The organism is Paenibacillus sp. FSL P2-0089 (assembly GCF_038595095.1).
In the GTDB taxonomy this organism is placed as follows: Bacteria; Bacillota; Bacilli; order Paenibacillales; family Paenibacillaceae; genus Paenibacillus_AQ; species Paenibacillus_AQ silagei.
On record NZ_CP152006.1, the window covers coordinates 6,554,229 to 6,566,097 of the forward strand.

The window sequence follows — 11,869 nt, forward strand, 5'->3', positions numbered from 1 at the left end:
ATCCTACCAGCGGTAGTGAGCAAACGCTTTGTTCGCTTCAGCCATCTTGTGTGTGTCTTCACGTTTCTTAACGGAAGCGCCTGTGTTGTTGGAAGCATCGATAATCTCAGCCGCCAAACGTTCTTCCATAGTCTTCTCACCGCGGTTGCGTGAGTAGTTTACAAGCCAACGTAATCCCAAAGCAGTACGTCTTTCAGGTTTAACCTCAATAGGTACTTGGTAGTTAGCACCGCCGACACGACGAGCTTTAACTTCCAATACAGGCATGATATTCTTGATGGCAGCTTCGAAAACTTCCATCGGCTCTTTACCTGTACGTTCTTGAATCAACTTGAACGAATTGTACAAAATGCTTTGAGCGACACCTCTTTTACCACCCAGCATAATACGGTTGATCAAACGAGTAACCAACTTGCTATTATACAATGGATCTGGCAATACATCTCTTTTAGTAACTGGACCTTTGCGTGGCATGGATATCCCCCTTTCTTATATGGTTATTATTCTGATAAGCTCATCTTATTTCTTGACTTTAGGACGTTTCGCACCATACTTGGAGCGAGCCTGCATCCGGTTAGCAACACCTGCAGTATCCAGTGCACCACGAACGATGTGGTAACGAACTCCTGCAAGGTCCTTAACTTTACCTCCGCGCAGCAATACTACACTGTGCTCTTGAAGGTTGTGTCCGATACCCGGAATGTAAGCAGTCACCTCAAGACGGTTCGTCAGACGAACACGGGCATACTTACGAAGTGCTGAGTTTGGTTTACGTGGAGTCATTGTGCCTACACGAGTGCATACACCGCGTTTCTGCGGAGCGCTCAAATTTGTAGCCTCACGCTTGAGGGCGTTGAACCCTTTTTGAAGAGCGGGAGATTTGGATTTTTCGATTTTGGCTTGACGGCCTTTACGAACCAATTGATTAATAGTTGGCATGTTGTGCCACCCCCTTCCTGAAATGATAGTCAATTTACAAACATTAAGTCCACAGACCCAGGTGGTTCATAAAAAGACAAATGAAAAGTCCTTGCTGCCGAAGTGTACCCCGGTACAAAAACGTTCTCTTGCTGCTATTGTTTTAAGACGGCTGCCATCGCAGCACCAACTTCTATACCGCAGGCCTTGCCCAAATTCAGCATCGTGTCCACATAAGTGACCTTCACACCTTGTTTGTTGCAAAGCATTACAATTCTGGAAGTAAGCCGTTGATCTCCGTCCTCTGCCACATAGACTTCTGCGGCTTGGCCCAACTCCACCGCCTTGACGGTTTGCTTGGAACCGATCTTGACCTGAGCATCCTGTAACCCTCTGTCATCAGTCATGAAAATCATTACCTCCACTGAATAAGAATGACAAGACTACTCACGCACCTTAGACATATTAGCATCCTCAGCACATGATGTCAAGAAAAACGACAATAAATTTATTAATAATCACAGCAGGCAGCCGCGTCACGCCAGATTTCTGCGTGACGCGGATACTGCTTGCCATGAGTATTCAATTATTCAGCGGGTACCGGCTCTAAAGCTTCTTCACTGCTCTCAGCATTCGGGTCGCTCAGCTTCACATTACGGTAACGATTCATGCCAGTTCCTGCAGGAATCAGCTTACCGATGATTACATTCTCTTTCAGACCGAGCAGCTTATCCACTTTACCCTTAATAGCTGCATCTGTTAAGACGCGGGTAGTTTCCTGGAAGGATGCCGCAGACAGGAATGAATCAGTTTCCAGGGAGGCCTTGGTAATCCCGAGCAGAACCGGTTTGGCGACTGCTGGTTCATTTCCGGCAAGAATGGCTTCCTTGTTGGCTGCTTCATATTCATGAATATCCGCAAATGCACCCGGCAGGAGACTGGTATCTCCGGCATCGATAATACGGATTTTGCGCAGCATCTGCTTGATCATAACTTCAATGTGCTTATCATTGATTTCAACGCCCTGGTTACGGTATACACGCTGTACTTCTTGCAGAATGTAGTTCTGTACCCCGCGGATCCCTTTGATACGCAGCATTTCTTTAGGGTCAATTGAACCGTCTGTTAATTCATCGCCGGCCTCAATCTCCTGGCCTTCGCTGACACGCAGACGGGAGCCGTAAGTGATGGAATACGTTTTGGACTCTGCTTCACCCTGGACTTCGATTTCGCGGCGGTCCTTGGTTTCGCGGATTTCCTTAACTACCCCGTCAATCTCACTGATTGTAGCCTGACCTTTAGGGTTACGGGCTTCAAACAGCTCCTGGATACGCGGCAAACCTTGCGTAATATCGTCTCCGGCTACACCACCGGTATGGAACGTACGCATGGTAAGCTGTGTTCCCGGTTCACCGATGGATTGTGCGGCAATAATACCGACAGCCTCCCCGATTTCCACGAATTTACCTGTTGCCAGGTTACGTCCGTAGCACTTCTTGCAGACACCGTGACGGGCACGGCAGCTCAGTACAGAGCGGATCTGCAGTTTGGTCACGCCAGCATTCACGATTTCTTCAGCCTTATCCGAGTCAATCAGATCGTTACGGTGAACGATGATTTCCTTCGTCTCAGGATGACGGACGGTCTCGAAGGAATAACGGCCTTCAATACGGTCGTAGAGATCCTCAATGACTTCCTTGCCATCCTGAATCCGGCTAACCATGAAGCCTTTATCAGTACCACAATCTTCTTCACGGACAATAACATCCTGCGCTACGTCAACCAGACGGCGCGTCAGGTACCCGGAATCCGCTGTACGCAGCGCTGTATCGGCCAGACCTTTACGCGCTCCGTGAGTGGAGATAAAGTACTCGAGGACGGTTAGGCCTTCACGGAAGTTCGCTTTGATTGGCAATTCAAAGATTCGGCCCGAAGGTGTTGCCATCAGACCACGCATCCCACCGAGCTGGGTGATCTGCGATTTGTTACCACGCGCCTTGGAGTCGACCATGAGCATGATGGAGTTGAAGCGGTCCATTGATTTAAGCAATACGTTAGTCAGATCATCCTTGGTCTTCGACCAAATCTCGATAACGCGGTCATACCGCTCATCATTGGTAATCAGACCACGGCGGTATTGATTCGCAACCACATCAACCTTAGCTTCGGATTCCTTAAGAATGGTAGCTTTTTCCTCAGGCACGATAACATCCGATACGGCAACCGTAACACCGGAACGTGTAGAGTACGTAAAGCCGAGTTGCTTAATTTTATCCAATATCACTGAAGTCTTGGTGGTGTGATACGTCTCAAAGCAGCGGGCGATAATGAGGCCCAGATATTCTTTACCTACAGCACTGGCTTCCGGAGCTGCCATGATCAGTTCGCGGACATCCGCACCCTTTTCATAGATGAAGTACTTCTCAGGAGTTCCCTGCAGCAGGTTAGTTTTGGTAGCTTCGTTGATATACGGGAAGCTGCTTGGATAGATTTCGTTGAAGATAATCTTACCCACAGTAGTGATCAGCAGAGCATTCTGCTGCGCTTCTGTGAAGCTGGTTTTACCCAAAGCCTTAACAGGAATAGCAACACGCGCATGCAGACCTGCAGTTCCGCGCTGATAAGCAGAGACCGCTTCATTCACGTTACGCAGGATCATCCCGGTACCTTTTTCTTCCTTGTTGTCCATGGTCAGGTAGAACGTACCAAGGACCATATCCTGGGAAGGGGTAACGACCGGCTTGCCGTCCTTAGGGTTCAGGATGTTACCGGACGCCAGCATGAGAATACGGGCTTCAGCTTGAGCCTCAGCGGACAGAGGAACGTGTACCGCCATCTGGTCACCGTCAAAGTCGGCATTGTAAGCCGTACATACGAGCGGGTGAAGACGGATCGCGTGACCTTCTACCAGAATTGGTTCGAACGCCTGGATACCCAGTCTATGCAGCGTAGGGGCACGGTTCAGCAGAACCGGATGCTCTCTGATTACCTCTTCAAGCACATCCCATACTTCAGGACTTACGCGCTCAACCTTACGCTTCGCGCTCTTTATGTTGTGGGCTAGCCCTTTGTTAACCAGTTCTTTCATTACAAACGGTTTGAACAGCTCCAGTGCCATCTTCTTAGGAAGACCGCATTGGTACATCTTCAGGTAAGGTCCTACGACGATAACCGAACGTCCGGAATAGTCAACACGTTTACCGAGCAAGTTCTGGCGGAAACGTCCCTGTTTACCTTTCAGCATATGGCTGAGCGATTTGAGCGGACGGTTACCTGGTCCTGTTACAGGACGGCCGCGGCGGCCGTTGTCAATCAGCGCATCTACAGCTTCCTGAAGCATCCGTTTCTCATTCTGAACGATAATGTCAGGCGCGCCGAGGTCCAGCAGTCTTTTCAGACGGTTGTTCCGGTTAATTACACGGCGGTACAGGTCATTAAGGTCAGACGTAGCAAAACGGCCGCCATCAAGCTGAACCATTGGACGAAGCTCCGGAGGGATAACCGGGAGTACATCCATGATCATCCAGTCAGGCTTGTTGCCGGAGTTGCGGAATGCCTCAATGACTTCCAGACGTTTGATTGCCCGGTTGCGGCGCTGGCCTTGAGCGGTACGCAGCTCTTCTTTGAGGAATTCCAGTTCTTTATCGATGTCGATATCCTGAAGCAGCTTTTTGACAGCTTCTGCACCCATGCCGGCCTGGAATCCGTAGCCATATTTCTCACGGTAGCTGCGGTATTCTTTCTCGGACAGCAGCTGCTTCTTCTCCAGCGGAGTTTCCCCTGGATCAGTTACAACATAAGATGCAAAGTAGATAATCTCTTCGAGCGATCTAGGAGACATATCCAGTGCCAGACCCATACGGCTTGGAATACCTTTGAAATACCAGATATGAGATACAGGAGCTGCCAGTTCGATGTGGCCCATACGTTCGCGGCGGACTTTAGCGCGGGTAACTTCCACGCCGCAGCGGTCGCACACTACGCCCTTATAACGGACGCGTTTGTATTTACCACAGTGACATTCCCAGTCCTTTTGCGGTCCAAAAATACGTTCGCAAAAGAGACCCTCTTTTTCCGGTTTCAATGTACGATAGTTAATGGTTTCCGGTTTTTTAACTTCTCCGCGGGACCAAGAACGAATTTTTTCCGGGGAAGCGAGCCCGATTTTCATAAATTCAAAATTGTTAACGTCCAACAAGGAGCAACCCTCCTTAACCTATATCCTGATTTAGTACCACAGCCCTCTCTTGACGCTGAGGTCAACAGAGGGCATGGTCCTTTGTGTAATGAAATTAGTGGCTTGCTGGTGAACTACTCTATGCCAACTTCTGCGCCTTCCAAATTGAGGCTCAGCTTATCGCCTGACGTCTCGTCCTCATCGTCCAGTTCCTTCATCTCGATCTCCTGCTCGTCACCGCTGAGGATTTTGACATCCATCCCGAGCGACTGCAGTTCCTTGATCAATACCTTGAACGATTCCGGTACACCCGGTTCTGGAACATTTTCACCTTTGACAATGGATTCGTACGTTTTCACACGGCCGACCACATCATCAGACTTCACGGTCAAAATCTCTTGCAGTGTATACGCCGCGCCGTAAGCTTCAAGCGCCCACACTTCCATCTCCCCGAAACGCTGTCCGCCGAACTGAGCTTTACCGCCCAGTGGCTGTTGTGTAACGAGTGAGTAAGGACCTGTGGAACGGGCATGAATCTTATCGTCAACCATGTGCGCAAGCTTGATCATGTGCATGACGCCGACAGTAACCTCACGCTCGAAGCGCTCGCCTGTACGTCCGTCATACAGCACAGTCTTACCATTACGCTGCATACCGGCTTCTTCCATCGTATCGAACACGTCATACTCACGGGCTCCGTCGAATACCGGAGTAGCCACGTGGATACCCAGACGCAGTGCAGCCATACCGATATGGACTTCAAGCACCTGTCCGATGTTCATACGGGAAGGAACGCCCAGCGGGTTCAGGACAACCTGTACCGGCGTACCGTCAGGAAGGAACGGCATATCTTCTTCTGGCAGGATACGGGCAACGACACCCTTGTTACCGTGACGTCCGGCCATCTTGTCACCTTCAGAAATTTTACGCTTCTGGGCGATGTAGACACGAACCAGCTGATTCACGCCAGGAGGCAGCTCATCGCCGTTCTCACGTGTGAATACTTTGACGTCAACGATAATACCATCACTACCATGCGGAACGCGCAGGGAGGTATCACGAACTTCACGGGCCTTCTCACCGAAGATCGCATGCAGCAGGCGTTCCTCAGCAGTCAGCTCAGTTACACCCTTCGGAGTAACCTTACCTACCAGAATATCGCCGGCATTGATTTCCGCACCGATACGGATAATTCCGCGCTCATCCAGATTGCGGAGCGCCTCTTCACCGACGTTAGGAATATCACGTGTGATCTCTTCAGGTCCGAGCTTCGTATCACGGGCTTCGGATTCGTATTCCTCGATGTGGATCGAAGTGTATACATCTTCCTTCACCAGCTTCTCACTCAGCAGGATCGCATCCTCGTAGTTGTAGCCTTCCCAAGTCATGAACGCAACGACTACGTTGCGGCCAAGCGCAAGTTCGCCCATTTCTGTGGAAGGTCCATCTGCCAGGATGTCACCTTTTTTGACGATATCCCCACGTTTAGCCAGTGGACGCTGGTTAATACAGGTACCCTGGTTCGAACGCATGAATTTGTGTAATTTATATTTAACGATATCGCCTTTGACTTCCTTGCCTTCAACTGCCTCAACACGGCGCAGCCAGATTTCATTGGCAGAGGAGCGTTCGATAATACCGTCATATTTGGAGACAATACATACGCCGGAGTCTTTAGCAGACTTATGCTCCATCCCTGTCCCTACAAGCGGAGCCTTAGGAATAAGAAGCGGAACGGCCTGACGCTGCATGTTCGATCCCATCAGTGCGCGGTTGGAGTCATCGTTCTCAAGGAACGGGATGAGCGCCGTTGCGACCGATACGACCTGTTTTGGCGAAACGTCCATGTAGTCTACACGGTTGCTAGGCATAGTAGTGATGTTGTCTGAATCCTTGTTGTAACGAACGATAACCTGGTCTTCCTTAAAGGAGCCATCCTCATCGATCAGTACATTAGCCTGTGCAACTACATAGTTATCTTCTTCATCGGCAGTCAGATAATCGATTTGCTCAGTTACCTTACCTGTCTTCGGATCTACCCAACGATACGGAGCTTCGATAAAGCCGTATTCATTGATGCGGGCGAAGGTGGACAAGGAGTTGATCAGACCGATATTCGGACCTTCTGGAGTCTCGATAGGACACATACGGCCATAGTGACTGTGATGGACGTCGCGGACTTCAAAGCCTGCGCGTTCACGAGTCAGACCGCCGGGTCCGAGTGCAGACAGACGGCGCTTATGCGTAAGCTCGGCAAGCGGGTTCGTCTGATCCATGAACTGGGACAGCTGCGAACTGCCGAAGAACTCTTTGATCGATGCGATAACCGGACGGATGTTGATCAGCGCCTGCGGTGTAATCGCATTGGCATCCTGAATCGACATTCTCTCGCGGACTACGCGCTCCATACGGGATAGACCGATCCGGAACTGATTCTGCAGAAGCTCACCTACAGAACGCAGACGGCGGTTACCCAGATGGTCAATATCATCCGTGTTGCCGATACCATGCAGCAAATTAATAAAGTAGCTGATTGAGGATATAATATCAGCCTGAGTAATATGCTTAACCGATTTATCAATGTTGCCATTGGCGATCAGTTTGATGATACGGCCTTCTTCGATTGGCGAGAATACGTCAATGGTCTGAAGCGGAATATCTTCGCTGTCCATTACACCGCCGGTTACACGGTAGTTTTTGGCAGCCATACTCTTCTCGAAATAAGGAATCAGCTCATCAAGCAGGCGGCGGTCCACCATTTGGCCGGATTCTGCCAGGATTTCTCCGGTAGATTCATCAACCAAAGGCTGTGCCAGACGCTGATTGAACAGACGATTCTTAATATGCAGCTTTTTGTTGATTTTGTAACGGCCTACATTGGCCAAATCATAACGTTTCGGGTCAAAGAAACGTGCGACGAGCAAGCTCTTGGCATTATCAAGTGTAGGTGGTTCGCCCGGACGCAGACGCTCGTAGATTTCAATAAGCGCCTTCTCCGTGGAATCCGTGTTGTCTTTATCCAGCGTGTTGCGAATATATTCATCATTGCCAAGCAGTTCCAGAATTTCAGCATCACTGCCGAAGCCCAGAGCACGCAAGAGGACTGTTACCGGGATCTTACGAGTCCGGTCGATACGGACATACATGATGTCCTTAGCGTCGGTCTCAAGCTCCAGCCAGGCTCCGCGATTTGGAATTACTGTGGCGGTGTAAGTTTTTTTGCCGTTCTTATCCACTTTTGTGCTGAAATAGACGCTTGGAGAGCGAACCAACTGGCTGACAATAACCCGTTCCGCACCATTGATAATAAAAGTGCCGGTTTCCGTCATCAGAGGGAAATCTCCCATGAACACTTCCTGCTCTTTAACCTCACCGGTCTCCTTATTGATGAGACGCACCTTCACACGCAGAGGTGCTGCATATGTTACGTCCCGCTCTTTAGCGTCGTCAACCGTGTACTTCGGTTCACCCAGGCTGTAATCAATGAACTCTAGTACCAAATTCCCTGTGAAATCCTGGATCGGCGAGATGTCCTGGAACATTTCCCGCAATCCTTCCTCCAAAAACCAATCATAAGATTTTTGTTGGATCTCGATCAGGTTCGGGACCTCGAGTACCTCGTTAATTCTCGCATAGCTCCGCCGAGTGCGTCGACCATACTGAACAAGATGTCCTGCCAACTTTACTCACCCCTCATGTCTACTCACTTAAAAATTGATTGCGAACCCTTGTTTGGACCCGTATAATGGAACCATAACACAAGGATTCAGCCATAAATACAGAAAAGCCCCTTATCGAAATCTTTCGAAAAAAGAGCACATCTATCCACGGCCAAAATACTCCTTATCCAGTAGATTTGCCCAAAACGTGCGTATTATACGTCACCAGGCTACAGTTCATGCGCTATTATCTATTACCCCGGCGACCTTCGCCGTGACAGGAACATAGAGAACGGAATTCGCAAAAACCTGCCGTGCGGCATGCGCTTACCGGGCGACAATATATCACTTGACATTTCAGCAAACTAAAGACATGGAGCCTATCTTAATACTGACATTTTATAATAATACCACTACGGACATCGCATGTCAATGAGTATTATTATTTATTTTTGAGCTTTTAAGATTCTATAGCCCTTGTCTTTCCCTACTTCTTCTACCACTGCAAACATACTCTCCAGCTTGGCAACCGCCGACGGCGCACCCTGCTTCTTCTGAATGACAACCCACAGACAACCGCCCTCATTCAAATGATCATACGCCTGTTCAAAAATCGCATGCACTACGGCCTTGCCGGCGCGAATCGGCGGGTTGGTTAGAATCACATCGAAGGTCTGCCCCTCTACTGCCGATAGCACATCACTTTCCATCACCGTAACATTGCGGATTCCATTATGCTGCGCATTCTCGCGGGCAAGCTCTACCGCACGGCTGTTGATATCAATCATCGTTACATGTCCCTTGGAAGCGAGATGCGCCGCACTAATCCCTATAGGCCCGTAACCACAACCCACATCCAGCACCTTCGCATCCTCCGGAATCTCCATCGCCTCAATCAGAACACGGCTGCCATGATCAATATCTCCTTTTGAAAAAACACCGGCGTCGCTGGTAAAGCGTAGGCGTTTGCCTCTCAGCTCCGTATCGATGCTGCGTCTGTCATGACGCGCTTCCGGCTGCTGCGAGTAATAATGCTGCGACATACTATCCTCCCTTTCACGTTGAACTACACATACCTGCAAGGCTCCCTTATAGAGCAACCCCCTTGAACAAGTTCAAGGGGGTTGCGGAAACCGGAGAGAATGACTTCTGCCCCGGGGCAGTACCTATTGAATCAACTTATTTTACTTCTACAGCTGCGCCTGCTTCTTCCAATTTTGCTTTGGTAGCTTCGGCTTCTTCTTTGCTTACTTTTTCTTTGATTGCTTTTGGAGCGTTGTCTACAACTTCTTTAGCTTCTTTCAAGCCAAGACCTGTGATTTCGCGAACGATTTTGATAACGTTGATTTTGGAAGCGCCAGCGCTTGTCAAAATTACGTCGAATTCGGACTGTTCAGCTTCAACAGCTGCTACAGCGCCGCCAGCTGCTACTGGAGCTGCTGCAGTTACGCCGAATTCTTCTTCGATTGCTTTTACCAGGTCGTTCAGTTCCAGTACGCTCATGCCTTTAATTTCTTCTAAGATTGTTTCTTTGCTCATGATTGAACCTCCATTATATTTGAATTGGTATGTGGTCTTGATTATGAAGCTGGAAGCAAAGGCTTACGCGCTTTGTTCTTCTTTCTCAGCAACAGCTTTAACTGCAAGCGCGAAGTTGCGCATTGGAGCTTGAAGCACGCTAAGCAGCATGGAGAGCAAACCATCGCGGGATGGCAGTTCAGCCAGTGCTTTCAGTTGGTCCGCATCGATAACTTTACCTTCTACAACGCCGCCTTTCAGTTTCAAAGCGTCGTTCTTCTTAGCGAAGTCATTTAGAATCTTAGCTGCTACTACCGCATCAGTCTCGCTGAATGCGATCGCTGTAGGACCCGTCAGGACAGCGTCCAGATCAGTCAGCTCAGCTGCCGCAGTTGCACGGCGAAGCAATGTGTTCTTCAGGACTTGAAACTCAACGCCAGCTTCACGAAGCTGCTTACGCAGTTCAGTCACTTGCGATACGTTCAATCCGCGGTAGTCTGCAACAACAGTGGAGACACTGTTCTGCAGTTTGCCAGTCACAACATCAACCGCATCCTGTTTAGCTTGGATTACTTTTGCATTTGCCAATTATATACACCTCCTGAAAATTTATGTCACGGCGGTTACTCCGGAGAAACCCCGCCGTTCCTACGCAGGCATTAGAAAAGCCTCCGCAGATTCACGAAGGCTTGATAAAACGGAAAGTTAATCAGGCGAGCCTGGCACTTTTTGTTTCTATCACAACACCTCGGTAGGAAATTAAGCCCTACGGCACCTACTGTCTACGGTAAGCATATTCACATTTAAGATTGATCACCTTAATGTTTACAACTGTTATAGATTATCAAAGATAACTCTAGGAGTCAACCTTTAATTATCTGAAAGCAGCCGCGTTCACACGAGCGCTAGGTCCCATTGTGGACGAAATAGCGATGCCTTTAAGGTATACACCTTTGGCAGCAGCCGGTTTCGCACGGTTCAGAGCGTCCATAAGAGCTTTAAGGTTCTCGTTCAGTTGTTCAGCGTTGAAAGACACTTTGCCGATTGGCGCGTGAATTTGGCCCGCTTTGTCAAGACGGTATTCGATCTTACCGGCTTTGATTTCTTGAACAGCCTTGGTAACGTCGAAAGTAACTGTACCTGCTTTAGGGTTAGGCATGAGACCTTTACCACCGAGCAGACGACCCAGTTTACCGACTTCACTCATCATATCAGGTGTAGCTACGCAGACGTCGAATTCGAACCAGCCCTGTTGAATCTTGTTGATCATATCAGCATCACCAACAAAATCAGCGCCAGCAGCTTCCGCTTCCTTCGCTTTTTCACCTTTTGCAAATACAAGCACACGTTGAGTTTTGCCTGTGCCGTGAGGCAGGACAACAACACCACGAACTGCCTGGTCTTGTTTACGCGGGTCTACACCCAGACGAACTGCTGCTTCAACGGTTTCGTCGAATTTGGCAGTTGCCGCCTTTTTCACAAGCTCTACAGCTTCTGAAGGCTCGTAAGTCGCTTCGCTGTTGATCAGCTTCGCGGATTCTTGGTACTTCTTACCATGTTTAGCCATGAAATGTTCCTCCTTTGTGGTGTTAGCGGA

9 protein-coding genes and 1 other annotated feature are annotated in these 11,869 nt (G+C 49.2%); all 9 genes read right to left on the minus strand.

Annotation, left to right across the window (positions count from 1 at the left end):
- Positions 1 to 3 precede the first annotated feature (3 nt).
- A complete protein-coding gene (rpsG, locus tag NST69_RS27950) occupies positions 4 to 474 on the minus strand; it encodes a 30S ribosomal protein S7 (RefSeq protein WP_020427074.1) in 471 nt (156 codons plus the stop codon).
- Between the two features lie 45 nt (positions 475 to 519).
- Positions 520 to 939 carry a 30S ribosomal protein S12 gene (gene rpsL, locus NST69_RS27955; protein ID WP_036721853.1) on the minus strand — a complete coding sequence of 140 codons (420 nt, stop codon included), beginning with the start codon at positions 937 to 939 and terminating at the stop codon, positions 520 to 522.
- Positions 940 to 1,073: 134 nt separating this feature from the next.
- Positions 1,074 to 1,325: a ribosomal L7Ae/L30e/S12e/Gadd45 family protein gene (locus NST69_RS27960; protein WP_036692367.1), complete on the minus strand. Its 252-nt coding sequence runs from the start codon at positions 1,323 to 1,325 to the stop codon at positions 1,074 to 1,076.
- A 179-nt stretch (positions 1,326 to 1,504) separates the two neighbouring features.
- Entirely contained in the window at positions 1,505 to 5,116 is a 3,612-nt protein-coding gene (gene rpoC / locus NST69_RS27965; protein ID WP_036721855.1) for a DNA-directed RNA polymerase subunit beta', read from the minus strand.
- A gap of 113 nt (positions 5,117 to 5,229) precedes the next feature.
- On the minus strand, positions 5,230 to 8,775 hold the full coding sequence (rpoB, locus tag NST69_RS27970) for a DNA-directed RNA polymerase subunit beta (RefSeq protein WP_036721858.1): 3,546 nt from the start codon (positions 8,773 to 8,775) through the stop codon (positions 5,230 to 5,232).
- Between the two features lie 425 nt (positions 8,776 to 9,200).
- The gene (locus NST69_RS27975; RefSeq protein WP_036721860.1) at positions 9,201 to 9,797 is read right to left on the minus strand and encodes a class I SAM-dependent methyltransferase; all 597 of its coding nucleotides are present in this window, start codon (positions 9,795 to 9,797) and stop codon (positions 9,201 to 9,203) included.
- A gap of 136 nt (positions 9,798 to 9,933) precedes the next feature.
- A complete protein-coding gene (gene rplL / locus NST69_RS27980; RefSeq protein WP_036721862.1) occupies positions 9,934 to 10,293 on the minus strand; it encodes a 50S ribosomal protein L7/L12 in 360 nt (119 codons plus the stop codon).
- 63 nt (positions 10,294 to 10,356) lie between these two features.
- Entirely contained in the window at positions 10,357 to 10,860 is a 504-nt protein-coding gene (gene rplJ, locus NST69_RS27985; protein ID WP_036721864.1) for a 50S ribosomal protein L10, read from the minus strand.
- 64 nt (positions 10,861 to 10,924) lie between these two features.
- Positions 10,925 to 11,078: a sequence feature (ribosomal protein L10 leader region), on the minus strand.
- Between the two features lie 68 nt (positions 11,079 to 11,146).
- Positions 11,147 to 11,839, minus strand: a complete 693-nt coding sequence (gene rplA / locus NST69_RS27990; RefSeq protein ID WP_036692357.1) for a 50S ribosomal protein L1 — start codon at positions 11,837 to 11,839, stop codon at positions 11,147 to 11,149.
- Positions 11,840 to 11,869 lie beyond the last annotated feature (30 nt).

Excerpts from the sequence above, each read along its gene's own strand:
- NST69_RS27960 (WP_036692367.1), bottom strand. The coding sequence starts at position 1,325 with ATGACTGATGACAGAGGGTTACAGGATGCTCAGGTCAAGATCGGTTCC.
- rpsL (WP_036721853.1), bottom strand. The coding sequence starts at position 939 with ATGCCAACTATTAATCAATTGGTTCGTAAAGGCCGTCAAGCCAAAATC.
- rplL (WP_036721862.1), bottom strand. The coding sequence starts at position 10,293 with ATGAGCAAAGAAACAATCTTAGAAGAAATTAAAGGCATGAGCGTACTG.
- rpsG (WP_020427074.1), bottom strand. The coding sequence starts at position 474 with ATGCCACGCAAAGGTCCAGTTACTAAAAGAGATGTATTGCCAGATCCA.
- NST69_RS27975 (WP_036721860.1), bottom strand. The coding sequence starts at position 9,797 with ATGTCGCAGCATTATTACTCGCAGCAGCCGGAAGCGCGTCATGACAGA.
- rplA (WP_036692357.1), bottom strand. The coding sequence starts at position 11,839 with ATGGCTAAACATGGTAAGAAGTACCAAGAATCCGCGAAGCTGATCAAC.